The organism is Georgenia sp. G2120, from assembly GCF_055326485.1.
The window spans coordinates 13,765-39,253 of the sequence record NZ_JBUZNL010000020.1 but is presented as its reverse complement, the minus strand read 5'-3'; the positions used below and the strand labels follow the sequence as shown (position 1 = coordinate 39,253).

The window sequence follows — 25,489 nt, the reverse complement described above, 5'->3', positions numbered from 1 at the left end:
GCGCCGTCAGTGCTCGGCGGGACGCGGGTCGGCGGTCCGTTCCGGGGCGAGGGTGGCGCGCAGGACCTCGTCCCACGGGGTCGGGCCGAACCCGAGAGCGGCCTCCGCCTCGGACGAGTCGACGACGTACGGCGCGGTGAACTGGTGGTCGATCTTTCGGATCTCACGCATCTGGGGGACGAACCACCCGACGACGACGAGCAGCCAGGTGGGCATCGCACTCACCTTCGGCACCCCCACCCCGGCAGCGGCGGCGAGATCGCCCGTGAGCTCGCGCTGGGTGCGCGGCGGGTTGGTCGGCACGAGCCAGGTGCGGCCGTGCAGCGCGGGATCGGCGGCGGCCGCGACGACAGCTGCCGCGACGTCGTCGACGAAGGTCCACGAGTGCGGCTCGTCCGTGGCCCCGACGACCTGCACGCTCTTGCCCGCGCGGATGCGGTCGATGTTCCGGGTGGCGTGCCCGTTCTGACCGACCGAGGCGCCGATGTAGTCCGAGGCGCGGACCTCGACGGCGCGGAGGCGGCCCTCGCGGTGCGCCGCCATGGCCTCGGCGGTCATCCGGGCCCGCAGCTCGCCCTTGTGCTCGGCGGGCGCCTCCGGGGTCGACCCGGTCATCGGGTCGGTCACGCGCCCGTACGGGTAGAGGTTGCCGACGGTCGCGAGCACGGCACCGCTCGAGGCGGCTGCGGCGAGGAGCGCCTCGTGCAGCGGCGGCCACTCCTTCTCCCACAGGTGGTAGCCGGCGGGGTTGAGGCAGTTGTAGAGGACGGCGGCGCCGTCGGCGAGCTCGCCGAGCTGCGCGGCGCTGGTGGCGTCGACGGCGACGCGGCGCGCCCCCTCGACCAGCGGACCGGTCCCGGAACGGCTGGCGAGCGTGACGTCCTCGCCGCGGGCGACGAGGTGGCGGGCGACGGCGCGGCCCACGGGGCCGGCTCCGACGACGAGGTGGTGGGACATGAGGGACTCCTGCGGTCGAGAGGGACGAGCCGGACGAAGCGGTGTTCATATCAGTGAGCGGTGCTCACGAAAGCCACGCTAGACCTCACTGCCCCATCACACAAGAGCAGTGCTCACAAAAAGTTCGCATGATCGCCCAACGGGGCGAGCGCTCACCGGATGAGTCATACTGGCCCGATGGACACCGAGCACGCGCCCACGAGCGCCCGCGCCCTGGCCACCGCGGAGGTCCGGCGCCGGATCGTCGCGGAGTCGCGGCGCCAGCTCGGGATCGTCGGGCCGGGACAGCTCTCGCTGCGCGCCGTCGCCCGCGAGCTGGGCATGGCGTCGTCGGCGATCTACCGCCACTTCGCCAGCCGCGACGAGCTCGTCACCACGCTCATCACCGCCGCCTACGACGAGCTGGCGGAACTCACCGACGCCGCCGTGGCCGCCCTGGCCGACCACGCCGACCCCGCCGACCGGTGGCGAGCCTGGTGCAGGGCGCTGCGCGGCTGGGCGGTCTCCCACCCGCACGACTACGCCCTCATCTACGGCTCCCCCATCCCGGGGTACGCGGCGCCGGACACGACGACGACCTCCGCGCTGCGCGTCCTCGCCCCGATCATCGCGCTCTTCCCGGACATCACCGTGCCGGGCGAGATCACCATGTCCGACGAGGCCACGGAGCCCGACGACGATGCACTTACCCGGTCCCTCGCCCCGATGACCTCGTTCATCGGTGACCTCGTCCCGGAGGCGATCACCGAAGATCCGACACCGCCCTCGCCGGCCGCGATCGCCCGCGGCATCGGCGCCTGGTCGACGATCATGGGCTTCGTGTCCCTCGACCTGTTCGGTCACCTCACCGGTGGCGTGGCGGACGCCGACGCGGTGTGGGCGCGGGTGGTCGAGCAGACGGCGGCCGACCTCGGTCTCGTCCCCGAGCCCGGGCCCGTTCCCGACGTCGGTCTCATGACCGAGCCCGGACCCGTCCCCGAGGGCGCAGCACCCATCGACGACGCACCCGCCGACGACGCACCCCGCCCGGAAGGATCGCTCTGGTGACCGACTCGCTGCTCGCCGCCCACCCGCTCACGCTCGGCACGATGTACTTCGGCACGCACGTGCCGGCGCGGATCGCCCACGACGTGCTCGACCGGGCGCGCGACCTCGGCGCCACCTCGTGGGACACCGCCAACATCTACGCGCACTGGGCCGGCCGCGACGGCGGCGAGTCCGAGCGCACGCTGGGCGCGTGGTTCGCCGAGCGCGGGTCGGTCGCCCGCGACGACGTCACCCTCGCCACGAAGATCGGCAACCTCCCGGTGCCCGGCGGCCCCGGCCCGGGCGGGACCACGGGGCTCGGGGCCGGTGCCGTGCGGCGGCAGGTCACCGACTCCCTGCGGCGGCTGCGCACCGACCGGGTCGAGGTGCTCTACGCCCACATCGACGACCACCACACCCCGCTCGACGAGACCCTCGGGGCGCTGTCCGCGCTCGTCGACGAGGGACTCGTCCGGCAGGTCGCCGCGAGCAACTTCTCGGCCGTCCGGCTGCGCGACGCGCTCGCCGTCCCCACCGCGCACCGGTACACCGCGCTCCAGCAGCGCTTCACCTACCTCCGGCCGGCCGAGGGCGCCGACCTCTCGCCGCACGTCCTGCTCGACGACACCGTCGCGCACCTGTCGGTCCGGTCCGGCCTCACGCTGCTCGGCTACTCGCCGCTGCTGTCCGGCGCGTACACCCGCTCTGAGCGCCCGATCCCCGAGCAGTACCACACGGCGGCGCTCGGACCCGCGCTGCTCAAGCTGAGCGAGGTGGCCTCCGGCGCCGGGCTCGACGCCGGACAGACCGTGCTCGCCTGGATGAGCCAGCGCGTGCGGCCGGTGCTCCCGGTGGTCGGCGTCTCGAGCGTCGAGCAGCTCGAGGCCGCGTGGCAGGGCGTCACCACCGAGCTCGGCGCCGATGCGCTCACCGCCCTCGACGACGCCCGGCTCGGCCGGCTCTGACCCGCACGCTCGACCACGACGGGCCGCCCGTGCCGACCTGAGCCGCACTCTCGACCACGACGACACGTTCGGCCACGGGTTCGGCCACCGCCACAACCACGGGCACGACGACGAGGAGCGGACCGCGCCGCTGTCGCCTCGCACCGTCGGGTGCAAGAGTTGTGCCATGACCACCGGAACCACGCTCGAGGCGGACCTGCTCGTCATCGGCTGGGGCAAGGGCGGCAAGACGCTCGCGCGCTCCCACGCCTCGTCCGGGGAGCGGGTCGTCATCGTCGAGACCGACCCCAACATGGTCGGCGGCACGTGCATCAACATCGGCTGCGTGCCCACCAAGGCGCTCGTCCACCGCGCCGCCGAGCGCCGGGGCGAGGACGCGGAGGGCTGGTTCCGCTCCGCCCTCGACTTCCGGGACGCCCTCACCGCCAAGCTCCGCACCGCCAACCTCGCGATGGTCGACGACCACGAGTCCTCGACCGTCCTGTACGGCCCGGCCCGGTTCGTCGGCGAGCGCACGGTCGAGGTCGCCACGGCAGACGGGACCGTCACGGTCCGCGGCACGCACGTCGTGGTCAACACCGGAGCCGAGCCCGCGTTCCCGCCGGTCGAGGGTCTGCGGGAGAGCGAGTACGTCGTCGACTCGACCGGCGTCCAGGAGCTCGCCGCCCTGCCGGAGCGCCTCGTCGTGCTCGGCGCCGGGCCGATCGGGCTCGAGCTCGCGGACGCGTTCACCCGGTTCGGCTCGCAGGTCACGGTCGTCGACGTCGCCGAGCGTCTCCTGCCCCGCGAGGACGAGGACGTAGCCGCGAGCGTGCGCGGGGCCATGGAGGACGCGGGGACCACCTTCGTCCTCGGCGCGACCGCACGCCGGGTCGTCGACGGCGAGTCGAGCGCCGACCTCGTCGTCGAGGTCGACGGAGCCGAGCGGGCGCTGACCGCCGAGGCGATCCTCGTGGTCACGGGCCGCAACCCCCGCACCGCCGACCTCGACCTCGCCGCCGCCGGCATCGAGACCGGCGAGCGCGGCGCGATCACCGTCGACGAGCACCTGCGGACCAGCGCCGCGGGCGTCTACGCGGTCGGCGACGTCAACGGCGGGCCGCAGTTCACCTACATCTCCTACGACGACCAGCGGATCGTCGAGGACGACCTGCGTGGCAGGGGCACGCGGTCCACCGCCGACCGCGTCGCCGTGCCGACGACCATCTTCCTCACGCCGCCGCTCGGACGGGTCGGGCTCAGCGAGACCGAGGCGCGCGAGCAGGGGCTCGACGTCGAGGTCAAGGCGAAGCCGGTGGCCGCGATCGCCGCGATGCCGAGGCCCAAGGCGGTCGAGGAGACGCACGGGCTGGTCAAGGTGCTCGTCGAGCGCGGGACCGACCGCGTCGTCGGGGCCGCCCTGCACACGATCGACGCGCAGGAGGTCGTCAACCTCGTCGCCCTCGCCATGCGCCACGGGATCACGGCGAGCGAGCTGCGCGACGGGATCTGGACCCACCCGTCGTCCACCGAGGCGCTCAACGAGGTCCTCGCCTGACCACCCCCGACGAGTGCGGGGACATTCCCGCACGCGACGCGATCCGCGTCCCGAGGACTCCGCGATCCGCGTCCCGCCGATTCCTCGTTCCGCCACGAGCGTGACCGGGCCGCACGCCCGTGCACCGCGCATGCCCCGGGCCTAGCGTGGACGCCATGACTGCGAACGTGATCGTCCTCGGTGGCCACGGCAAGGTCGCCCTCCTCCTCCACCCGCTCCTCGTCGAGCGCGGCGACTCGGTCGACGCGGTGATCCGCAACCCCGAGCACGCCGACGAGATCCGCGCGGCCGGCGCCAACCCCGTCGTCGCCGACATCGAGCACCTCTCGACCGAGGAGCTCACCGACCTGATCTCGGGCCACGACGCCGTCGTGTTCTCGGCCGGCGCCGGCGGGGGCAACCCGCAGCGCACCTACGCCGTCGACCGCGACGCCGCGATCCGCTCGATGGACGCCGCGAAGGCCGCGGGCGTCAGCCGGTACGTCATGGTGTCCTACGTGGGCGCCGGGCCCGACCACGGCGTCCCCGAGGACAGCTCCTTCTTCCCGTACGCCGAGTCCAAGTCCGCCGCCGACGAGCACCTGCGAGCGAGCGGCCTCGACTGGACCATCCTCGGCCCGGGCGGCCTCACCCTCGAGGAGCCGAGCGGCCGGATCACCGTCACCGACACCTCGGGCGAAACGTCCCGGGCCAACGTGGCGGCCGTCGCCGCAGCGGCGCTCGAGACGCCGTCGGCCATCGGCCGGACGATCAACTTCCACGACGGCGACACCCCCATCGCGGACGCGCTCGCCTGATCGTCCTCACCCGACGCTTCCACTGTCGGCCCGCTCGCGGCCGGACCGATCCCGTCCCCGGGGTCAGCCGGGCGCGGGCGGGCCGTCGGTGCGCTCGCTGTCGAGGCGCGCGACCCGGCGCGGGCCCGCCGTCACCCGGTACGACTCCTCGACCAGCTCCGCGATCTCGGGCCAGTCGGTCTCCTCGTCGAGATCGATGCCGTACCAGCCCGATGGCCCCACGTAGGCGGGGTAGAAGCAGCGCGGGTCGGCCAGGAGACCGCGCAGCTCGTCGTCGTCGGAGGGCTTGAGCAGGAGGCTCTGCTCGTGCCGCTCGTGCCGGCCCCCGCCGAGCTTCACGCTGCCGCCGTACGTCGCGAACGTCTTCGTGGTGAAGAACGTGGGCCGCCCGTGCGACACCTTCTCCGCGGCGTCGGGCAGGGCGAGGCAGACCGCGCGGACGCGGGCGAGCACCGGATCGTCGTCGTCGAACATCCGTGGGTGCGTCATGCGACGCACGGTAGAGCAGCGCGGCGTGGGCCGGCGCCGGGAATCTCCCGACCGGGCCGTAGCCGGCAACACGGTCGCTCCCAACTGGGCCCGAGCGACGGCACTCGGTGCCACAATGTCGATCGGGGGCATACCGACACCCTGAGCGCGGCCGTCACGGGTGACACCGCGCCGATCTCGACGAGGAGAGAACAGATGAAGATTCGTGGTGCGCTGCTGCGCGAGCAGCCCGGCAAGTGGCTGGTCGAGGACCTCGAGCTGTCCCGGCCGCGGCGCGGGGAGATGCTCGTCGAGATCGTCGCCAACGGCCTGTGCCACTCGGACGAGCACATGGCCAAGGGAGACACCCCGCTCCCCAACCTGCCGGTCGTGTCGGGGCACGAGGGCGCGGGCATCGTCCGCGAGCTCGGTGAGGACGTCACGGGCTTCGAGGTCGGCGACCACATCGTCACGTCCTTCGTCCCCGCGTGCGGACGCTGCAAGTGGTGCTCGATGGGCATGCAGAACCTCTGCGACTACGGCGCGCTCATCCTCGACGGCACGCAGCTCGACGGCTCGACCCGGATGACCGACGCGAACGGCGAGCAGGTCTTCGCCGCCGCGATGCTCGGGACGTTCGCCAACTGGCAGGTGCTCGACCAGACGTCGTGAGTGAAGATCGACAAGGACCTCCCGCTCGAGGTCGCCTGCCTCATCGGGTGCGGTGTCCCGACCGGGTTCGGGTCCGCCGTCAACGCGGCCGAGGTCAAGCCGGGCGACGTGACGATGATCCTCGGCGCCGGCGGGATCGGCATGAACGCCGTCCAGGGCGCGAACTACGCGGGCGCGCGCCGCGTCATCGTCGTCGACCCGGAGCCGTTCAAGCGGGACACCGCCCTCAAGCTCGGCGCCACGGACGTCTTCGACTCCATCGAGGAGGCCGACGCGCTCGCGAAGTCGCTGACCAACGGCCAGGGCACGGACTCGACGATCGTCACCGTCGGCGTCACCACCGGCGAGCACGTCCGCCAAGGCTACGAGACCGTGCGCAAGGCGGGCACACTCGTCGTCACGGGTCAGGGCAGCACGAGCTCGACGATTAGCTCCGCGGGCGATCTCGGGAGTCGTTCGCGGTTGAATTCGGGAGTCGTCGGGCGGCCTTCAAGGCTGAGTGTCCGAGCCAATCCGGGAGTCATTTGATGGCCTGCTGGTGGTGCAGGTCTGGGGTGTAGGCGGTGAGGATCTGCTCGATCCGACTGAGGTTGCTGCCGTAGTAGGCGCGGTCGAGTCGGGCGAGCTCAAGGTCAGGGAAGTTCGGGTAGACACCTCCGGATCCCCATGGCTGCACGGATCGCCAGGACCGGGTGATCCACTTGTCGGTCGAGCAGGCCGTGATCTTCGTTCCGCGGTAGACGGTGGCGGTGTGTTTGAGCAGGAACTGCTCGCGGCGATGAGGGAAGGCGGTGTGGCCGTCGGCGACTCTGTTGTAGGCGCCGGCCCAGGGAGAGAAGTCGAGTTCACGTGCCTCACCGGGTCGCCGGTGATCGGCCAGCTCGGTGATCAGTTTGTCGACGGCCGAGGCTGGCAGCGACTCGCGGAAGAACTCGGACTTGCTGAACGCATCTGGTGGCGCCAAATCGGCGTCGGGGCCGTTGAGCCAGGTGCGGACGTCCAGCCAAGACGAGCGACGCTGCCAGCTGCTGCGTGGCTGGGGCCCGACCGCTGCCACCAGTACGGACAACAGCGACCGGAGGCGGGAACCGTCGCCGGCAAGGGTGCCCAGGACTCTGGACTGCAGCGGTCGCGCAGGGTCGGCCGGGGCTGTGATGAGGAGGCTGGCGGCGAGGGCGTCGGGCGCGGACGGCGCCCAGTTCTGCCAGGCGGTGACCACTTGTGCGGTGTGTTCATGGTTCCAGGTCAGTTCGAAGGCGGTGCAGCCCGGTTCGGCGATGGTGTCGAAGACAAGCTCGGTGACGACGCCGCAGCCGGTGGCGCCCGCGCCCCGGATCAGCCAGAACAGGTCGGGCTCCTGCTCGTGATCGCAACGCACGATCCGGCCGTCGAGGAGCACGACCTGGGCGGAGACGAGGTTATCGCAGGTGAGTCCGTGGAGTCGGCCCAAGAGGCCGAACCCTCCGCCGAGGGTGAGTCCGGCGATGCCGACGGTCGGTCCTGAACCTGCGGGAATGGTGCGCCCGTGTTGCTGCAGGATGCGGTAGATGTCTCCGAGCCGGGCGCCGGGTCCCACGACAATCCGGTTGTCGTCGACGTGGATGCTGTTCATCGCACCGACGTCGATCAGCAGGCCGGTGGTGGAGGAGCGCCCGGCGAAGTCGTGGCCGCCGCTTCGGACCGCGACAGGGAGCTGGGTGTGGTGGACGAGGCCGAGCGCCTGTGCGACCTCGTCGGCGGTTCGACATCGCAGGATGGCCGCCGGTCGGACGGCGGCGAACCGCGCGACGGCGGGGACGCGTGCATCCTCGTAATTGGCAGCCTCGGGCAGCAGCAACTCGCCGGTGAAGGTGCGCAGCATGCCGGGATCGCCGGTGGTGTGGGCCTGGTCGCTGCTCAAGGTGCGGTGTGGCTGGCCGGTTGTGCGGTGAACTGGTCAGCGAAGGGCAGCGCCGCGAGGCCGGCTCGGGCCACGTCGTCGTCTTCGTCCTCGGTTCCGCCGCTGGCGCCGATCGCGCCCACCACGGTCTGCTCGACCACGATCGGGTAGCCGCCGGCGAACAGCACCGCACCGGTGAGCAGCTGGTCGAGCACCGTGGGCACGGTGAGACCGAGGTAAGGGTCATTCCCAACGACACTGCGCCAGTCGCGGGTCGGCATGCCGTTGGAAGCCGACAGGCGCGCCTTGCCGCTGGCCAGCCCGACGGTCAGTGGGTCGGCGCCGTCGCCTCGGAACAGGGAGCGCAGGTTGGCTGCGTCGTCGACCACGACGACAGTGAAGCGGCCGCCGAGCTGGACAGCCCGGTGTCGGGCTGCGCTGATCAACGCGTCGACGGCGGGGAGGTCGAGGGCGGGTTTCGTGGGAAGCGGGTGCATGGTCGGCGATCCTTCGCTCGGGATAGAGGTAAGGCGATTCGGGTTCTGCGCGTTCAGGTCGGGAGTGCGCTGGGGGCGGCCTTCGAAGACTGATCGGGTGCCGTTCGCTGTTGGCTGAGGGTGTGAGCGAGGCGGTAGGAGTCGGTGCCGGTTTCGATGATGTTGCCGCCGAAGGTGAGCCGGTCGACGATCGCGGCGCACAGCCGCGGGTCGGTAAAGGTCTTGGTCCAGCCGCTGAAGGCCTCGTTGGACGCGATCGCCACCGACGCCTTCTCCTCCCGTTCGGTGAGAACCTGGAACAGCAGTTCGGCGCCCCGTTTGTCGAGGGCCATGTAGCCGAGCTCGTCAATGCAGAGCAGGTCGACGCGGCCGTAGCGGGCAATGGTCTTGGTCAGGGCCATATCGTCGGCGGCTTCGACGAGCTCGTTGACGAGTTTGGTGGCCAGGACGTACTTGACCCGGTAGCCGGCCATGGCGGCTTCGGTGCCGAGAGCGATCAGGAGGTGGCTCTTGCCGGTGCCGGAGTCGCCGATGAGGCAGAGCGGCTGGCCGCGGCGGACCCAGTCGCAGGCGGCGAGGGTGTTGATCACTGCCGGGTCGATGTGGGGGTTCGCGTCGTAGTCGAAGGCGCGCAACGACTTCTCCCGGGGGAATGCGGCGGCGCGGATGCGGCGCTCGGATCGTCGGCGGGCTCGGTCGTCGCATTCGGCGAGCAGCAGCTCGGCGAGGAAGGCGCGGTAGGACTGCTGCTGGCGGGCGGCGGTGTCGGCGGTTTCGCTGAAGTGGGTGCGGATGGTCGGCAGCCTCAGCATGCGGCAGGCCTGGTCGATGGCGGTGTCGGCGGCCTGCTCGGTCAAGCCTCGCCGTGCGGGGGTGGCAACAGGTGCAGTCATGGGGTTCCCTTCGGGCGGGTGAGCAGCTGGTCGTAGGAGGTCACGTCCGGCAGCGGCCTGGTGTCCGGCGGGAGGTGGCTCAGCCGCTTCTCGGTGAGGGAGCGGATTGATTGCTGCCCGACCGCGGGGGCGGCATGGGCGTCCGGCGCCCTGACCGGAGACTGCAGGTCAGTGTCGGCTCGTTTGCGGGCTTCCAGGGCGACGGCGTCGGCGGTGAACGCACCGGCCTGCAGGGCGGCTCGGATGCCGGCGCTGATTTGGTCGGCGTGCAGGTGGCGGTGCAGCAGCAGCACCTCGATCAGCGCGCGGGTGCCGGCGGTGTCGCCGTGGGCCTTGCGGGCCGCCGCCCACCAGGCGTCGTGGGCGGGAGTGAAGGTGCCGGCGGCGCGGGCCTGCTCCAACGCGGTCGCCCCGGGCAGCGCGCCCGGCTTGCGGATCAGGGCCTCGAGGTAGTGGTCCAGCTCAAGTCGGCTGCCGCCTTTACCGAGCAGTCGTTGATGATCGGCGGTGGGAGTGCGGCCGTCGTAGATGGTGAGGTCGGAGGCGTTTAGCAGCACCCGCACCGGTCGGCCGATCAGCCGGGACGGCACCGAGTACCGGTTCGAGCGGACGGTGACCTGGGCGTAGCGGTCGACCCGCGGGGTGAGCCACAGCCCGGTCTCGAACGGTTCGACAGGCAGCGGTTTCAGCAGGGTCTGTTCGGCGGCGAAGGCCTCGCCGACGGTGTGCAGCCGGTGCCCGATCCGCCGGGCGTCGTCGGCGGTGTCGTAGCCGTCGATCAGGTCGTTGAGCTCGGCGATGGAGTCGACCTCGGGCACGGGAACCAGGTGGTTGCGGCGGAACCTGCCGATGTCGCCCTCCACGCCGCCCTTCTCGTGGGCTCCCTCGATGCCGGGCTGGCAGTAGAAGGCGTCGAGGTCGAAGTGGGACCGGAACGCGATCCACCGGTCGGTCTCGACCCGCTGGCGGGTGAAGCCGATCACCTGCGCGACGGCGGCCTTGAGGTTGTCGTAGCGGATCTTGCCGGCCGGTACTCCGCCGAGGGTCCGGAAAGCGTGTTGATGGCCTTCGAAGAACGCTTCCTGGCCGCCGGTGGCCGAGGCGCGGTGAACCGCCTTGCCCGAGTAGGACATCCGCAGCGCAAACAAGTGGCAGCTGACCAGGTCCCCGCGGAGCCGGACGCTGATCTCACCGAAGTCGACTTCGGCTTCCCGGCCGGGCAGATGGGTCTGCGGCACGAACACCTCGGAGGCGCCGCGATCCTGCTCGGCGCGGACTTCGGGTCGCCTCTTCGCGACGTAGGCACGCAGCGTGTCGTAGGAGACCCCGCTCATCTGGTGCTCGTCGACGAGCCGGTCGAAGATCCGGGTGGCGGTGTGGCGCTGTTTCCGTGGCGCGTCTAGATCGGCCACCAGCATCTCCTCGATGAGCGGCTTGAACGGATCCAACTTCGAGGCCCGCTGCGGATACTCCGCCCGGGGTGGCGGCCACGCCGACTGCGAGGCCGCCTTCACCGTCCGCCAGGTCACGTGGCGGGTGCGCTGGATCTCGCGGGAGGACAGTCCGGCCCGGAGGTCTCGCCGGATGGCGGCGAACACCTCCGTCGGAGACGGTGCCCGGTTAGGCGGCATCGGCGGCCGTCCGCGCTTTTCGCAGCGCGTCGGCCCAGGCGGTGAGCTGATCGAGCATGCGATGCAAGGTGTCGAGGTGGTGCTGCGGAGGGTCGAGGCGGGAGCCGTCGAAGTCGTCAAAGGCCGACAGCGCGACCTGGTCACGGACATCGGCAAGGTGCAGCTCGCCGACGATCTGGCGGAGGTGCTCCACGGCCCGGACGCCGCCGTTGATGCCGTAGCTGACGAAGCCGCAGGCCTTGTCATGCCACTCCCGATACAGGTAGTCCAAGGCGTTCTTCAACGCCGCGGTGGTCGAGTGGTTGTACTCGGGGGTGACGAAGACGAACCCGTCGTAGGAGGCGATGGTGGCGGCCCACCGACGGGTATGGGCGTGGACGTACTCCTCGGACATGGCGGCGGCGACCGGCTCGTCCAAGACCGGCAGCCGATGGTCGGCGAGGTCGACGAGCTCGTAGGAGGCGTCCCCGCGCCCCGAGGCGTGAGCGTGGACCCAACGGGCCACGATGTCTCCCCGTCGGCCCGGCCGGGTCGTTCCAACAATGATGGCAATGCGCAACACGAAAGAGCTCCTCTGGTGTGCTGGGTGGTGTGGGCGAGTGGAAGGTCCCGTGAGCGCCTAGAGCGCTTCGGCAATGTGGCGGCCCCAGTGGGGGCGTCGACCATCGACGTCGTCGATGCCGTACTCCTCGGCCAGGTCCCAAGAGGTCAGCACCTGCCCGGTCCGGTTCGCCACCTGCGGATCGGCGGCCAGCGCGGCGACGACCCGGCCAAGGAACCGAGGGGTCTCTGAGGCCAGGAAGTGGGGGTCTTGGGCGGCGGCATCAGTCCAGTTGCTCTCGGCCACCCCGAAGCCGTCCAGCATCGCCTCCGACCGCAGGAATCCGGGAGTGACGGCGAGGCAGGTGATCCCGTGAGGCCGCAACTCCTCGCTTTGGGCGAGAGCGAGCCGGTTCACCGCGGTCTTGGCCAGGTCGTAGGCCAGGTTGCCGCGGTACTGCGGACCGGCGCCATCGGTGATCTCCACGATCAGCCCTGCCCGGCGGGGCAGCATCAGCGGCACCGTCTGCTGGCTGGTGATCAGATGGGTCAGAACGGCCCGCTCCCACAGGGTTCTGACCTTGGTCAGGTCCAGCTCCCAGAACGGTGTGTCCCACTGCGTCAGCGGGTCACCACCCCACACGTCGTTGATCAGAACGTCCACGCGGCCGTGCGCGGCCCGGATCTGCGACACAACGGCGGCCACCTGGTTTGGGTCAGTGTGGTCGCAGACGACCGCGACTCCGTGGCCACCGGCGGCGGCCACCAGTTCCGCGGTCTCCTCGATGGTCTCGGGCCGGTTCATGTCCGAACCCGCCCCCCGGGTGCTGCGTCCGGTCACGTAGACCGTGGCCCCCAACGCCCCCAACTCGACCGCGATGCCGCGGCCCGCGCCCCGAGTGCCGCCGGCTACCAGCGCCACACAGTCGGACAAGACGCCAGCAGAGGTGGACTGTGGCGCTGGGTCGACGGAGCAGACGTTGGGAAGCGGTGTGTTCATATTGTTAGTAAACCATCATTCATTTACTAATGCTAGAGTGCCGCTCATGACCAGACCCCGCACTATGGCCGACGAAGACGTGCTGGCGGCCGCCGCGGACGCCGTGGCCGCAGTCGGGCCCGGTGCCATCACCCTCGCCGAGATCGGACGCCAGGTCGGACTGTCACCGGCCACCCTGCTGCAACGGTTCGGCTCCAAACGGGGACTGCTCCTCGCCCTGGCGCAACAGGCCGCTCAGACACTGCCCCGGGATCTGCGGCAGTCCGCCTCAGCCTCAGCTCCCGTGGCCGCCATGGTGAACACGTTCGCCGAACTCGCTGCCGGTGTCCGCACGTCCTCCGAGTTCGCCAACCACCTGGCCTTCTTGCTCCTCGACCTCGGCGACCCCGACTTCCGAGACCTCACCAGGACCTACGCCCTTGCCGTCGAAGCCGCGATCAGCGACGTCCTCGCCGCAGGCCAGGCATCCGGTGAGCTCCTCTCCGGACCGCTCGACGACGACCTCCCACGCCTGGTCCACGCCGCGTACAACGGCGCCCTCCTCACCTGGGGCATGACCGGCGAGAGCGAGCCTGCCGGACAGGTCAGGCGCCACCTCCACCAGATCCTCGACCCGTACCTAGCAGCCTGAGCACGCCAAGTGACACCAAGACCTGCCCTACCGCCGATCTCACCTCGTGACTCCTGAGTTCGTCCGCACACTGCGGTGGCCGGCGCGACCGACTCCCGACCACACCCGTAAGTGACTCCCAGATCAACCCGCATTCTCAGACGATCGACGGCATCAACCTGTTCCAGTTCTCGATGCTGCAGAAGCGGATCCAGGGCTCGCTGTACGGCAGCTGGTCGCCGCGCGTGGCGATCCCCAAGCTCATCGAGCTCTACAAGGACGGCAAGCTCCACCTCGACGAGCTCGCCACGCGTCAGTACAAGCTCGAGGACATCAACACGGCCTACGACGACATGTACGCGGGTCAGAACATCCGCGGCGTCGTCGTCCACGAGCACTGAGGACGGCAGGACCGGGCCGTCCGACGACGGACCACCGGAGGCCGGGCGCGAGCCGCGCCCGGCCTCCGCGCGCTCCGGCGGTCGGGATGCCGATGTCGGTGACCGGTGCCACGCTGGAGGCATGGAGAATCTGACAGCGGATCAGGTCCAGGACGCCGCCCTCACGGACTGGCGTCACCTCGTGAACAAGCTGCACTCCCGGTTCGAGACGGGTGACTTCGCCCGCGGGCTCTCGTTCGTCGCCGCGATCGGCGAGGTCGCGGAGGCGGCCGGCCACCACCCCGACGTCACCCTCACCTACCCGTCCGTGACCGTCAGCCTGACGAGCCACGACTCCGGCGGGATCACGCCGAAGGACATCGACCTCGCCCGCCGGATCAGCACGATCGCCTCGGCCGACGGCATCCCGGCGGCGCCGTCGGGCGTCGCGGTGGTCGAGCTTGCCCTCGACACCGCGGACCAGGGCGCGATCGACGCGTTCTGGTCCTCGGTCCTCACGGGCTCGCCGGACAACGTCGACGGCGACGAGATCGTCGACCCGTCGGGGCGCGCACCGACCCTGTGGTTCCAGCGCACCGAGCCGCACGACACCCCGCGCCAGCGCTTCCACCTCGACGTCCAGGTGCCCGCGGACGAGCTCGACGCCCGCGTCGAGGCCGCCGTCGCCGCCGGCGGCCGTCGCGTGGAGGACATGGGGCGCGGCCGCGCGTTCGTCGTGGTCGAGGACGCGGAAGGAAACCGCGCCTGCTTCTGCACCGTGCTCGATCGCTGACGATGCGCGGCCGGCCCTGGTGCGGACCCCTCGACGTCGAGGGGTTCGCCGAGGTGGCAGCGACCGACTGCGCGGACGCCGCCACCGCGCTCGCCCGCGCGCGGGGCTCCGCCGCGGTCGTCACGACCCGGCCCGGATGGGCGTGGGACGCCATCGCCACCGCCAACCACCTGCGCGTCGACGGTCGCCGGCGGATCGGGTTCGGCCCGCTCTCGGCGTTCTTCTCGGCCGCCGACGGCTGGGTCCGCACCCACGCCAACTACCCGCACCACTCCGCGGCCCTGCGCACGGCACTCGCGCTGCCCGAGGTCGCGGGACCGGACGACGCCGCCCGCGCGCTCGCCGACCTGCCGGCGCTCGAGGCCGAGGAGCGCGTGACCGCCGCGGGGGACTCACCGTCGCCGTGCGCACCGCCGCGAACTTCTCCGGCACGGATGCCGCGGCCACACGTGGGACGCCCGGGCACCGCCCCGACCGCGGCCCCGGCGTCGGCTCCGCCACACGCCTGCCCCCGCTCGACGACGGCGACCTGCCCCTGGCCGGCCTGCGCGTCCTGACCCTCACCCGGGTGCTCGCGGGCCCGAGCGCGGCGCGCCTCCTCGCGAGCCTCGGGGCCGACGTGCTGCGGGTCGACCCGCCGGACCTGCCCGAGCTGCCGGACCAGCACCTCGACACCGGTTTCGGCCTCCGAACCGCCGAGTCCGACCTCACCGATCCGGCCGAGCTCGACCGGGTGCACGACCTGCTCGAGAGTGCCGACGTCCTGCTCACCGGGTACCGGCCCGGTGCGCTCACGCGGTTCGCCCTCGAGGGGCCGGGCGTCCGGGCGCGCCACCCGCACCTCACCGTCGTCTCGCTCAGCGCGTGGGGGACGGTCGGCCCGTGGGCGGGGCGCCGCGGGTTCGACAGCCTCGTGCAGGCGGCCTCGGGCATCGCGGACGTCTACCGGGCGGGCGACGCGGAGGATGCCGACGGGCGGGCGGGCGACGGGAGGTCGACGGCCGGCCGGCCGGGGGCGCTGCCCGTGCAGGCCCTCGACTACGTTACGGGCATCCGCCTCGCGACCTCGGCGATGCGGCTGCTCGCCGCCCGGGAGGAGGTGGGCGCCGGGTCCGCGCACCACGCCCTCGTCGACGCCGCCACCGAGCTCCTCGCCATGCCCGGTCCCGGCGGCACCCCCGACGACGACGCGCCCGAACTGGTCGAGGTCGACTCGCCGCACGGCCGGCTGCTCCACGTGCCGCCGCCGTTCGCGGTCGGCGGCGAGCGCCTCCCCCACCGGTGGCCGCCGCGTCCCTACGGCGGCGACCCGCTCGCGTGGGCGGCGGGCTGACCTCGGTCAGGCGCGGTTCCGCACGATCTGGGACGTCCCGGTCACCAGCACGGCGGTCCCGATGAGGGCGACGACGACCACCGCGATCACCATCCGCCGCTCGTGCGCCTCGCCCTCGCGGTCCCACTCCCAGGCGCCGTCGTCGGCGACGGCGACCTCGAGCTCCGACCCGCCCGCGGTGCAGCCGAGTGCGTGGTCGCCGGTCTCGTCCGCGTAGAACCGGGCGATCGCTGGTCGCTCGGAGTGCTCCCAGTTCGCGGCGACCTCGTACTCGACCTCCTCGCCGTCTGGCCCGGTGATCGAGCACGCGGGCTCCGCGTCGATCGGAGCCGACGACACGAGCACGTAGGGGCTGTCGCCGGAGAGTCGGTGACTCCCGCCCTCGACGGGTTGAGGCTCGCTCGCCACGAGATCGGGCGGAGCCCCCCGCGTGCCGCCGATGATCGCCACGGCGAACACGGCCAGCGTCCCGAGCACGAGCCACACGATCCCGAGCGCGATCAGCCCGAACCCGCGCCGACGACCCGTCCGACGACGACGCGCTCGCGCAGCGTCACTCTCCTCGGCGCCCGGTCCCCCAACTGTGTCCACACCCCGATCCTCGCAGGCCCGCGCCCTAGGAGCTGCAGCGCGCGGAGGCACCCTGCGCGCTGCCGGACACTGTGTGCACGTCACGCCGACCGGCGGCGGGCAGCGTCGCCGTCATGGGGACGCCGCCGCCCGCGCCGGCCGTGCCAGGCGGTTGCCGACCGCGTCAGGCGGTCTGGTCGCTGTGCTTCCCCTCGGCGATCTCCTCGACCGTCTTCGCGCAGAACGCGGCGAGGTCGGCCGGGGTGCGCGAGGTCATCAGACCGGCGTCGACGACGACCTCCTCGTCGACCCACTGCGCGCCCGCGTTCTTCAGATCCGTCGAGACGGTCGGCACGGACGTGAGGCGACGCCCCTCGACGACGCCCGCGTCGATGAGGATCCACGGCGCGTGGCAGATCGCGGACACCGGCTTGTGCTGGTCGAAGAACGCCCGGACGAACGTCCGCACGTCCGAGTTCCCACGCAGGGCGTCGGCGTTGAGCGTGCCGCCCGGCAGCACGAGGGCCTGGAAGTCGTCCGGGTTCGCGGCGAGGATCTCGAGGTCGACCGTGAAGTCGTCGCCCCGGTCCCAGTCGTGCCGCAGCGCCGTGATCGTGCCGGACTCGAGCGAGATGAGCGTGGGCTCGCCACCCGCCTTCTCGATCGCCGCCCAGGGCTCGGCCAGCTCGGACTGCTCGACGCCGTTCGTCGCGATGAACGCGACCTTCTTGCCGGAGATGCTCGGAGCCATGATCGGCCTCCCGTCTGATCGGTCCGGCCCGCTCGGGGCCGCGGTCACCTCCATGCAACCGAGTACCGGGCCCCTCCGCATCCCGGGGCGGGCGTGTCGCCGCCCGGATCAGCCCGGGGCGAACGACGACGACGCACCGCGCGAGGTCGTCGCCCGTCGTAGGCTCCCCGCATGCCCGAGCCCACCGCCGCACTCGCCCTGCGCGGCGTCACGCTCACCGCGGACCGGCCGCTCGTCGTCGTCCCGGTCGTCACCGCGGGCGACGCGGCGGAACGGGCGTCCGAGGCCGTCGAGGCCGGGGCGGACGTCGTCGAGTGGCGCATCGATCTCGCGTACGCGGTGACGGACGGGGGCACCGACCCCGCGCGCGCCGAGCTCGACGGGCGCACCCTCGACTCGGTCCTCGCCGCGTTGCCGGCCGTGGTCGCCGCGTGCGCGGGCGCGCCGCTCATGGTCACGTGGCGCACGACGTCGGAGGGCGGCGCCGGGGAGGCGTCGCCGGACGCGTATGTCCGGCTCGTGGGCGCCGTCGCCGCGGTGGACGGCGTCGATCTCGTCGACGTCGAGGCGGACCACCCCGCCGCGGCCGACGCGCTGGCTGTCGCGCGGGAGGCGCCCGCACGCCCGGCCGTCGTCCTCTCGCACCACGACTTCGACCGCACCCCGGCGCACCGCGAGATCGTCGACCGGCTCGCCGCCATGGAGGACGCGGGCGCCGACGTCGCGAAGATCGCCGTCACGCCGCGCACCACCGCGGACGTCCTCGCGCTGCTCACCGCCACCGCGGAGCGCGCCGCCGTCGCGCGCGTCCCCCTCATCACGATGGCGATGGGCACGCTCGGTGCCCCCACGCGCCTGGTCGGCGGCCGGTTCGGCTCGGCGGCCACCTTCGCGAGCCTCGCCGCGTCGTCGGCCCCCGGCCAGCTCCCGCTGCACTCCGTGCGCGCGACGATCGACGCCCTCGCCGCCACGGGCTGACACCAACGGACGAATGCCCGGCAGGCCGGGCACTCGCCGGCCGGGCACCCCGTCAGCCGCCTCCTCGGGGCGCGCGAAGCACGCGCAGCGCCGCCATCGCCTCGCCATGACCGGTTCATCGAACGGTCAACCGCCGGTCTTCCCTTGTGTGGCCCAGGTCGTTAGGTTGTCATGCGTCCGTTATGCATCGATCGAGAGAGAGCGCAGAGACATGGACGAACTCCGGAACTACGACTGGGTGGGACTGCTCGAGAAGGTGCTCGTCGCCCTCGTCATCCTCCTGGTCACGTGGATCATCGCCCGGCTGGTCAAGGCCGGTTTCGAGAAGCTCGTCGGACGGATCCCCGCGCTCCAGCGCGCCGGTCGTGACGGACAGAGCGTCGGCAGCTCGCTCGGGCAGATCGCCTCGTTGCTCGTGTGGATGTTCGGCCTCATCGCGATCCTGCAGGTCTTCCGCCTCGAGCAGGTCCTCGCGCCGATCCAGTCGATGCTCGACACGATCCTGTCCTACCTGCCCAACCTCATCGGTGCGGGAGCGGTGTTCTTCATCGGGCTGGTGCTCGCCCGCATCGTCCGCCAGCTCGTCGGCACCGCCCTCTACTCGGCCGGCCTCGACCAGCGCGTCGCGAAGCTGAGCGGCAACTCCACCGGCAACCCGGCGCCCGCGGGTGCTCCTGCCGGCGCGCAGGGCGCCCACGGCGCCGCGCCGCAGCAGCCCGGTCAGCAGCACGCGCCGCAGCAGGCCCCGCAGCAGGGCGGCCAGCAGACCAGCCTGACCAACGTCCTGGCCAACCTGGCGTTCGCCGTCGTGCTCGTCGTCGTGTCGATCTCGGCCCTGCAGATCCTCGGCATCTCGGCGATCTCGGACCCCGCCACCTCGATGCTGCAGACGGTCCTCGACGCGATCCCGAACATCCTCGCCGCCGCCGTGCTGCTCATCCTCGGCTGGGTCATCGCCAAGTTCGTCGCCCAGCTCCTCGAGTCCACGCTCGCCGGGCTGAGCATCGACCGCATCGCCGTCGAGCAGGGCATCGTCCCCGAGGGCCGCCGGGCCTCGAGCATCCTCGCCACGGTGGTCAAGGTGGTCATCGTCGTGTTCTTCGCGATCATGGCGACCCGCATGCTCGGCTTCCCGGAGATCACCGGGTTCCTCGAGGAGATCATCGCCGTCGGCGGCCGGATCCTCTTCGGTGCCGCGTTCGTCGCGGTCGGCGTCCTCGTCGCCACGCTCCTGCGCCGCGCGATCGGCACCGGCACCCCGGCCCAGATCGTCTACTGGGCGACCGTCGCGCTGTTCGCCGCGATGGGCCTGAGCTACATGGGCATCGCCGAGTCGATCGTCAACCTCGCATTCGGCGCCGTCGTCGTCGGCGGGGCTCTCGCCGCCGCGCTGGCCTTCGGCCTCGGGGGCCGCGACGCCGCCGCCCGCACGCTGAGCAAGGCGGAGCGGAAGATCGACGCCGGGACGCCCGCGGCCGGTGCCGGATCCGCCGCGCCGGGCACCGCGTCGGCGGGCCCGGCCGCCCCGGAGGGGCACCCCGGCGCCTGATAGGACACCCCCTGACGTGGGGCGCGCGGCCGTGGTCCGGTCGCGCGCCCCACGTGCGCGAACGCTCGCCCGAACCCGCGGCGAACCGCGCGTCCGGCGCCTAGGCTCGCCTCATGCCGACGGTCACCGCCCCCGACGACGGCGACCGGCGACCGGGCGTGACGGCCGGCCTCGCGGCGCCCACCGGGAGCGACGTCGGCCCGGAGCCCGAGCCAGGCGCGGCACCGACCCCGTGGACCGCGGACGCAGACGCGGGCACGGACACCTCGCCGCGGCTGCGCTCCTCACCGCTCGTCCGCCAGCTGCCGTTCGTGGCCGTCGCCGTCGTCGTCGGGTTCGTCCATGTGGCGACGGACCCCGAGATCCTCACGCAGGACCGGACGTTCGGGGCGTTCCTCCTCGTCCTCGCGGCCACGACGACGGCCGCGGCGATGCCGTGGCACCGACTGCCCACCTGGGCGCCGGCCGTCGTCCCGGTCCTCGACATCCTCGCGGTCGCGCTCCTCCTGTCCGAGTCGCTCGTCGTGTCCTCGATGCTCGTGCTGCCGGTCATGGTTCTCGCGCGCACGTTCCCCCGCACGGGCGTGGCGCCGGCGATCGCGCTGGGAGTCGCGGCCGCGTGGTCCCCGGAGATCGTCGACCTCGTCTCCTCGTCGAAGGCACTGAGGGTCGACCCGATCACGCTCCAGCGGCTCGTCATCATCCCGGCGGTCCTCGCGTCGACCGCGATCGTCGTCGCGGGCTCCGAGCGGCGCTCCACCGCCCGCCTCGAGCTCGTCTCCAGCCAGAGCCAGGTGGTCGAGGAGGCCCTCGCCGACTCGCGCAGCCAGCGCCGGCTCCTCGAGGCGGTCCTCAACACCGTCGACGTCGGCGTGGTCGTCCTCGACGCCGAGGGTCGGGTGACCCTGCGCAACCGCACGCTGGTCGAGCAGGACGCCCCCGTGCCCGGGGTCGGCGAGCTCGTCGACGACCCCGAGGTCCTGGCGCGGCACGACGGCCTCGTCCGCGGCGCGGACGGCGTCACCGAGCTCGGCGCGGACGAGCTCCCGAGCGTGCGGGTCGACCGCGGTGAGCGCGTCGTCCGCGAGATCATCTGGTGGGGCGCCCAGGAGCCCCGCTCGGCGCAGCGCGTCTCGGCCACCCGGCTGACGGACGAGAGCGGCGCCGCCGCCGGGTCGGTCCTCGTCTACCAGGACCTCACCAAGGAGATGGAGGCCCTCGCGCAGCGCGACGACTTCGTCTCCTCGGTCACCCACGAGCTGCGCACGCCGCTCACCTCGATCCTCGGCTACCTCGACCTCGCGCTCGAGGACCCCGACCTGCCCGACGACGTCCGCACCCAGCTCGACGTGGCCGTGCGTAACTCCGAGCGGCTCGAGCTGCTCATCTCCAACCTGCTCGTCGCCGCCCGCGAGAGCGCCGGGGCCACCCCGGCGCCCACCGGCCTGGTCGACCTCTCCGCGATCGTCGCGGACGTCGCCGAGAGCCAGGCACCGCGGGCGGCCGACGGGCGGATCTCGGTCGAGGTCGACGCCGACGAGCGGTGCGAGGTCGAGGCGAACGAGACCCGCCTCACCCAGATCGTCGACAACCTCGTCTCGAACGCCATCAAGTACTCCCGCCCCGGCGACCGCGTGCGGATCTCGACCTGGCGGACCCCGGACCAGGTCCATCTCGAGGTGGTGGACACCGGCATCGGCATCTCGGCGGGCGACCGGATCCGGCTGTTCAGCCGGTTCTACCGGGCGCCGTCCGTGCGCAGCGGCCCCGTGCAGGGCACGGGGCTCGGCCTGCACATCACCAAGGGGCTCGTCGAGGCCCTCGGCGGCACGATCACGCTCGAGAGCCGGCTCGGCGAGGGCACCACCGTCGAGGTCTCGCTGCCCGCGGCGGGTGCGTCATGACCCTCGACACCTTCACCCTCCAGGCAGTCACCGGCCTCGTCATCGCCACGGTGACGGTCCTGTTCGTCGTCGACGCCCGCGGCCGGGGGGAGGACACCGTCGACCAGCTCTGGGGCGGCGCACTCGCGGCGGCCATCACGGGCGCGATCACCTACGTCGTGGCCGCCGCCTCGCCCGCCATGTGGTGGGCCAACGCTCTCGGCAACGCCGCCACCGCGATGACGACCCCGCTCATGTGGAACGGCCTGCGCGCGTGGCGCGGGCGACCCCACCTGCTGTGGGTCTCGGGCGTGGCCGGCGCGTCCGTCCTCGTCATCACGCTGGTGGCGGGTCCGGACGCCGGGCCGTGGGGCGGGGCCTGGGCGATGCTCGCGGTGACCGCCGCCGGCGCCCTCGCCGGCGGCGCCACACTGGCCGCGGCGTGGCGCGGCCGTTCCCCCGTCGTGCGCCTGCTCGCGGTGCTGCTCCTCGCGGTCGCGGCGTTCTACGCCTTCCGCCTCGTCCTGCTCCTCGGCGCCGGTCCGGGGTCGGCGGTGTTCGAGCGCTGGGCCGGCACGTCGGTCGCATCACTCGTCATCATGGTCCTCGTCATCTGCGCCGCCTTCGCCATGGTGAGCATGCGCGGGGAGGACCGCCGACGCGTCGAGGTCGAGCGGTCCTCCTACGACCCGGCGACCGGCGCGCGCACGGTGGTCAGCTTCCGCCCCCGCGCGATCACGGCGATCGACGAGGATCGCGAGGCCCACCGGCCGGTGTCGATGGTCACCCTCGACCTCGACGACCACGCGCGCCTGCGGACCGCCTTCGACGCGGGGATCGCCGAGCACGCGGTCATCGCACTGGGCGAGGTCGTCCGGCGCCTGGCCCCGCCGATGTCGCTCATCGGCCGCGAGCGACACCGCTCCGGGTTCGACGTCCTCCTGCCCCGCCGCGGCCCTGCCGAGGCGCGCACGTGGGCGGAGCAGGTCCGCCGGGAGCTGGCGAAGGACTCCCTCGACGTCGACGGCGGGCACCTCCGGCTGCGCATCAGCGCGGGCGTGGCCTGCGACGACACGGCGGGCTACGACCTCGACGACCTCGCTCAGGTCAGCCGCGACGCCGCCGCCAGCTCCCGGTCCGGGGGCGGCAACCAGGTGCACGTCGCCTCCGTCGACGACGGCGAGTTGAGCCTGGCCTCCGTGGGCCGCAGCATCGGCGCACCGCGCGACTGACCGCGCGGGCCCGACGACGCGGGGCCGGCGACGCGGGGCCGGCGACGACGGCAACCCTGGGGTCACGAGCCGTCGTTCGCCGTCGTCGGTGGTGATACCCGGACCCCGGAACGGTCTGCGCTGACGAATCTTGAGGCGCACCACGACCGGGGGTGAACCCTGAGCAAGTCCTGAGGCGAACCTGAGGTGAACGAACGGCGACCACGGGCGGGCGCTGAGGCGGGCGGGGGAATCTCCTCCCAGCAGCCCGGACAGGCCGGGCCGGCCCCCTCCCGAAAGGCCCATCATGTCGCGCTCGACCGCCCCCGCCTCCCGCAGCTCGAAGACCTGGAAGGGTGTCGCCGCCGGCGTCGCCGCCGTCGCCATCCTCGCCGGTGGCGGGGCCACGTTCGCCGAGTGGTCCGACTCGGTGGCTGCCACCAACAACGCATCGATCTCCTCGGGCATGCTCACGATCGACTCGGCCAGCGCCGCCACCTGGACCAACGCCAGCGACGAAAACGTCACCCCCGCCGTCGAGGACGGCAGCTACCGCATCGTCCCGGGCGACTCGCTCACCTTCGCCCACGAGATGACCATCAACGCCCACGGTGACGAGCTCGCCGCGAACGTTTCCACCAACCTCCCGACGCTCGATGGGGGCACCGACCTGATCGAGGCGCTCACCCGCAATGCGGAGATGACTCTCACGCTCGACGGCGAGGAGCTCCCGGTCACCTACGGCGCCGAGGGCCCCACCGCCGCCCTCCCGATCATCGAAGGGCCTCAGACCCTCGTGGTCGAGGTCGTGCTCCCGTTCGACGCCGCGACCACCGGCACCGTCGCCCAGGGGCAGACCGTGCGCGCCGACGACCTCGTCGTCACCGTCTCGCAGGCCCCGGTCGTGGCCGCCTCGAACTGAGCCGCCTGGGCCACCACCCCTGATCCCCCGAGAGGAGGACGACGACGATGAGCACCCCCCGGCTCGGCCGCGCGGCACTCGCAGCGGCACTCGCCGTCGTCCTCCTCTCGGGATCCGGCGGCACCACCGCCTCCTGGTCCGACTCGGTGACCAGCGCGGACACGGCCATCACCTCCGGCCGACTCGAGGTCGAGGCCGTCTCCTCGTCCGTCCTCGTCACGCGGCCGGGCAACCCCACGACCACGCCGCTCGCCACGACCGCGGTGCAGCCCGGGGACACGATCACCCTCACGTCGACCGTCCGCGTCCGCACGGCCGGCGACGCCCTCGACGCGCGCCTCGCGCTCGACGCCTCGGCCGCCACGCTCGTCGTCGGCGGGGTCGACCTCTCCGCCGGCGCCCGCGTGAGCACGAGCAGCTCGCTCCCGTCCGCGGGCACCCACTCCTTCGCCGTGACCGGGTCCGACGACGGCGCCACGGCGACCGCGACCGTCGCCTGGACGATCCCCGCCACCACCGACGGCCGCCCCCGCGCCGCCGACCGGTCGAACTGGTGGGGCACGCGCCTCCAGGGACAGGCGGTCACCCCCGGGGGCCTGCGCTGGACCCTCGTCCAGCAGCCGTGACCACACCACCAGCCGGCACCACCCAGAACCCGCCCGAAGGAGAACCGATGAGCGCCGCGACCGCCACGCGCCCACGCCCCCGCACCCACCTGGTGCGTGCGCTGGTCGCGGCGCTCCTCGCCGTGGCGGCCGTGCTCGTTCTCCAGCCGTCGGGCTCCACCACCGCGGCCTGGAGCGACTCCGTCGACGTCGCCGGCGCCTCCGGCACCACCGGCTCCCTCTCCCTCGCCATCTCCGGCGCCGTCACCGGCTCCACCGTCGTCACCCCGGGCGGGACGGTCGCGAGCACCTGGTCACCGACCGCAGTGACGGTCGCGGCCGCGGGCGTCCCGCTCACCGGCGCCCAGCTGGCCGGCTCACGCCTCGAATACCGCGTCCCGGCGGCGGGGGCCGCCTGCTCCACCACCGGCACGCCGCTCTTCACGGCGACGCCCACAGGCACCGGAACGAGCTTCACGGTCTCCGGCGGCTCCGCCCTCAGCGGTGCGCGCACGCTCTGCGTGACGCTCGTCCCCGGCGACGCCCTGCGTGCGAGCCACGCGGGCGCGTCCCTCTCCGTCACGACGACGATCACCGCCGCCCAGACCGGCGCGGGGACGTGGACGGCCGGTCAGACCTGGACCACCGCGCAGCAGGTCGCCGCCCCACTGCCCGCCCTGCCCGCGATCGACTCGCTCGCGTGCGCCACCCACAGCAACAGGAAGTGGATCGACCTGTCCTGGACCTGGACCGACCCGGCGACGGGCGCGCCGAGCACGGCGCCGGTCAGCGAGTGGCGTGTCCAGTACCGAGTGGGCAACTCCGACTGGCAGTCGCTCACGCGCACCACCGTCCAGGGCTCCGCGCGGACGACACAGGTCCGTTGGGGTGACATCACGTCCGAGCTGCAGAAGGGGTCCAGCGTCGGCCACGTGCGGGTCGTCGCGGTACGCCCGGACGGTTCTCACGTTCCAAGTCCCCAGGCCGCGGTGAGGCTGGACGCCTCCGCGAACCGAGAGGCCATCGTCTGCCGCTAGACCAT

General features: G+C 72.5%; 28 protein-coding genes. 18 read left to right on the top strand and 10 right to left on the bottom strand.

Going from position 1 to position 25,489, the window contains the following annotated elements:
• Nucleotides 1-6: 6 nt before the first annotated feature.
• A complete protein-coding gene (locus ACZLMO_RS15965; RefSeq protein ID WP_425715318.1) occupies nt 7-957 on the bottom strand; it encodes an NAD-dependent epimerase/dehydratase family protein in 951 nt (316 codons plus the stop codon).
• Nucleotides 958-1,134: 177 nt separating this feature from the next.
• Between ACZLMO_RS15965 and ACZLMO_RS15960 the strand changes: the two genes are divergently transcribed.
• From ACZLMO_RS15960 to ACZLMO_RS15945, 4 genes are all read left to right on the top strand, one after another.
• Complete coding sequence (locus tag ACZLMO_RS15960; protein WP_425715317.1) at nt 1,135-2,004, top strand: TetR/AcrR family transcriptional regulator; 870 nt, start codon at nt 1,135-1,137, stop codon at nt 2,002-2,004.
• Nucleotides 2,001-2,948 (top strand): aldo/keto reductase, encoded by a 948-nt coding sequence (locus tag ACZLMO_RS15955; protein WP_425715316.1) that lies wholly within the window; start codon nt 2,001-2,003, stop codon nt 2,946-2,948. Before ACZLMO_RS15960 ends, ACZLMO_RS15955 begins: the two co-directional genes overlap by 4 nt.
• Nucleotides 2,949-3,114: 166 nt before the next feature.
• The gene (locus ACZLMO_RS15950) at nt 3,115-4,485 is read left to right on the top strand and encodes an FAD-dependent oxidoreductase (protein ID WP_463654297.1); all 1,371 of its coding nucleotides are present in this window, start codon (nt 3,115-3,117) and stop codon (nt 4,483-4,485) included.
• A 155-nt stretch (nt 4,486-4,640) separates the two neighbouring features.
• Nucleotides 4,641-5,282, top strand: a complete 642-nt coding sequence (locus ACZLMO_RS15945) for an SDR family oxidoreductase (RefSeq protein WP_425715314.1) — start codon at nt 4,641-4,643, stop codon at nt 5,280-5,282.
• A gap of 63 nt (nt 5,283-5,345) precedes the next feature.
• On the opposite strand, the gene ACZLMO_RS15940 is transcribed toward ACZLMO_RS15945, so the two are convergent.
• Nucleotides 5,346-5,771, bottom strand: a complete 426-nt coding sequence (locus ACZLMO_RS15940; RefSeq protein ID WP_425715313.1) for an MmcQ/YjbR family DNA-binding protein — start codon at nt 5,769-5,771, stop codon at nt 5,346-5,348.
• 195 nt (nt 5,772-5,966) lie between these two features.
• Here ACZLMO_RS15940 and ACZLMO_RS15935 point away from each other — a divergent pair, with 195 nt between their 5' ends.
• Complete coding sequence (locus ACZLMO_RS15935) at nt 5,967-6,422, top strand: alcohol dehydrogenase catalytic domain-containing protein (protein ID WP_425715312.1); 456 nt, start codon at nt 5,967-5,969, stop codon at nt 6,420-6,422.
• Nucleotides 6,423-6,950, top strand: coding sequence for a zinc-binding dehydrogenase (locus ACZLMO_RS15930; protein ID WP_425715311.1), 528 nt, complete (start codon nt 6,423-6,425; stop codon nt 6,948-6,950).
• On the opposite strand, the gene ACZLMO_RS15925 is transcribed toward ACZLMO_RS15930, so the two are convergent.
• From ACZLMO_RS15925 to ACZLMO_RS15900, 6 genes are read right to left on the bottom strand one after another with little or no spacing between them, the layout of a single operon-like run.
• Complete coding sequence (locus ACZLMO_RS15925) at nt 6,943-8,322, bottom strand: FAD-binding oxidoreductase (protein ID WP_425715309.1); 1,380 nt, start codon at nt 8,320-8,322, stop codon at nt 6,943-6,945. The two genes, ACZLMO_RS15930 and ACZLMO_RS15925, sit on opposite strands and share 8 nt — an antisense overlap.
• On the bottom strand, nt 8,319-8,798 hold the full coding sequence (locus ACZLMO_RS15920; protein ID WP_425715308.1) for a GlcG/HbpS family heme-binding protein: 480 nt from the start codon (nt 8,796-8,798) through the stop codon (nt 8,319-8,321). The genes ACZLMO_RS15925 and ACZLMO_RS15920 overlap by 4 nt, the downstream gene beginning before the upstream one ends.
• Before the next feature lie 53 nt (nt 8,799-8,851).
• Nucleotides 8,852-9,691 carry an IS21-like element helper ATPase IstB gene (gene istB, locus ACZLMO_RS15915; RefSeq protein ID WP_425715307.1) on the bottom strand — a complete coding sequence of 280 codons (840 nt, stop codon included), beginning with the start codon at nt 9,689-9,691 and terminating at the stop codon, nt 8,852-8,854.
• Entirely contained in the window at nt 9,688-11,322 is a 1,635-nt protein-coding gene (gene istA, locus ACZLMO_RS15910) for an IS21 family transposase (protein ID WP_425715306.1), read from the bottom strand. Before istA ends, istB begins: the two co-directional genes overlap by 4 nt.
• Nucleotides 11,312-11,884: an NADPH-dependent FMN reductase gene (locus ACZLMO_RS15905; protein ID WP_425715305.1), complete on the bottom strand. Its 573-nt coding sequence runs from the start codon at nt 11,882-11,884 to the stop codon at nt 11,312-11,314. The genes istA and ACZLMO_RS15905 overlap by 11 nt, the downstream gene beginning before the upstream one ends.
• Before the next feature lie 57 nt (nt 11,885-11,941).
• Nucleotides 11,942-12,862, bottom strand: coding sequence for an SDR family oxidoreductase (locus tag ACZLMO_RS15900; RefSeq protein ID WP_425715303.1), 921 nt, complete (start codon nt 12,860-12,862; stop codon nt 11,942-11,944).
• A 46-nt stretch (nt 12,863-12,908) separates the two neighbouring features.
• On the opposite strand from ACZLMO_RS15900, the gene ACZLMO_RS15895 reads away from it, so the two are divergent.
• The 5 genes from ACZLMO_RS15895 to ACZLMO_RS15875 all read left to right on the top strand — a co-directional run bounded on the left by ACZLMO_RS15895 (nt 12,909) and on the right by ACZLMO_RS15875 (nt 15,978).
• Nucleotides 12,909-13,493, top strand: coding sequence for a TetR family transcriptional regulator (locus tag ACZLMO_RS15895; RefSeq protein ID WP_425715302.1), 585 nt, complete (start codon nt 12,909-12,911; stop codon nt 13,491-13,493).
• A gap of 173 nt (nt 13,494-13,666) precedes the next feature.
• Nucleotides 13,667-13,873 carry a hypothetical protein gene (locus ACZLMO_RS15890; RefSeq protein WP_425715301.1) on the top strand — a complete coding sequence of 69 codons (207 nt, stop codon included), beginning with the start codon at nt 13,667-13,669 and terminating at the stop codon, nt 13,871-13,873.
• 121 nt (nt 13,874-13,994) lie between these two features.
• Nucleotides 13,995-14,645: a 4a-hydroxytetrahydrobiopterin dehydratase gene (locus ACZLMO_RS15885; protein WP_425715300.1), complete on the top strand. Its 651-nt coding sequence runs from the start codon at nt 13,995-13,997 to the stop codon at nt 14,643-14,645.
• 53 nt (nt 14,646-14,698) lie between these two features.
• Nucleotides 14,699-15,202 carry a hypothetical protein gene (locus ACZLMO_RS15880; RefSeq protein ID WP_463654296.1) on the top strand — a complete coding sequence of 168 codons (504 nt, stop codon included), beginning with the start codon at nt 14,699-14,701 and terminating at the stop codon, nt 15,200-15,202.
• A gap of 11 nt (nt 15,203-15,213) precedes the next feature.
• Entirely contained in the window at nt 15,214-15,978 is a 765-nt protein-coding gene (locus tag ACZLMO_RS15875) for a CoA transferase (RefSeq protein ID WP_463654295.1), read from the top strand.
• A 6-nt stretch (nt 15,979-15,984) separates the two neighbouring features.
• Here ACZLMO_RS15875 and ACZLMO_RS15870 read toward each other — a convergent pair whose 3' ends face one another.
• Nucleotides 15,985-16,569: a hypothetical protein gene (locus ACZLMO_RS15870; RefSeq protein ID WP_425715298.1), complete on the bottom strand. Its 585-nt coding sequence runs from the start codon at nt 16,567-16,569 to the stop codon at nt 15,985-15,987.
• Nucleotides 16,570-16,732: 163 nt separating this feature from the next.
• A complete protein-coding gene (locus ACZLMO_RS15865; protein ID WP_425715296.1) occupies nt 16,733-17,299 on the bottom strand; it encodes a type 1 glutamine amidotransferase domain-containing protein in 567 nt (188 codons plus the stop codon).
• Nucleotides 17,300-17,470: 171 nt separating this feature from the next.
• Between ACZLMO_RS15865 and aroD the strand changes: the two genes are divergently transcribed.
• From aroD to ACZLMO_RS15830, 7 genes are all read left to right on the top strand, one after another.
• The gene (gene aroD / locus ACZLMO_RS15860; RefSeq protein ID WP_425715295.1) at nt 17,471-18,277 is read left to right on the top strand and encodes a type I 3-dehydroquinate dehydratase; all 807 of its coding nucleotides are present in this window, start codon (nt 17,471-17,473) and stop codon (nt 18,275-18,277) included.
• A gap of 211 nt (nt 18,278-18,488) precedes the next feature.
• Complete coding sequence (locus ACZLMO_RS15855; protein WP_425715294.1) at nt 18,489-19,826, top strand: mechanosensitive ion channel; 1,338 nt, start codon at nt 18,489-18,491, stop codon at nt 19,824-19,826.
• A 113-nt stretch (nt 19,827-19,939) separates the two neighbouring features.
• Entirely contained in the window at nt 19,940-21,730 is a 1,791-nt protein-coding gene (locus tag ACZLMO_RS15850; protein ID WP_425715293.1) for a sensor histidine kinase, read from the top strand.
• A complete protein-coding gene (locus tag ACZLMO_RS15845) occupies nt 21,727-22,941 on the top strand; it encodes a GGDEF domain-containing protein (protein ID WP_463654294.1) in 1,215 nt (404 codons plus the stop codon). Before ACZLMO_RS15850 ends, ACZLMO_RS15845 begins: the two co-directional genes overlap by 4 nt.
• Nucleotides 22,942-23,227: 286 nt before the next feature.
• Nucleotides 23,228-23,842, top strand: a complete 615-nt coding sequence (locus tag ACZLMO_RS15840; protein ID WP_463654293.1) for an alternate-type signal peptide domain-containing protein — start codon at nt 23,228-23,230, stop codon at nt 23,840-23,842.
• Nucleotides 23,843-23,889: 47 nt separating this feature from the next.
• Nucleotides 23,890-24,468: an alternate-type signal peptide domain-containing protein gene (locus ACZLMO_RS15835; protein ID WP_463654292.1), complete on the top strand. Its 579-nt coding sequence runs from the start codon at nt 23,890-23,892 to the stop codon at nt 24,466-24,468.
• A gap of 47 nt (nt 24,469-24,515) precedes the next feature.
• Nucleotides 24,516-25,484 (top strand): hypothetical protein, encoded by a 969-nt coding sequence (locus ACZLMO_RS15830; protein ID WP_463654291.1) that lies wholly within the window; start codon nt 24,516-24,518, stop codon nt 25,482-25,484.
• Nucleotides 25,485-25,489: the final 5 nt, after the last annotated feature.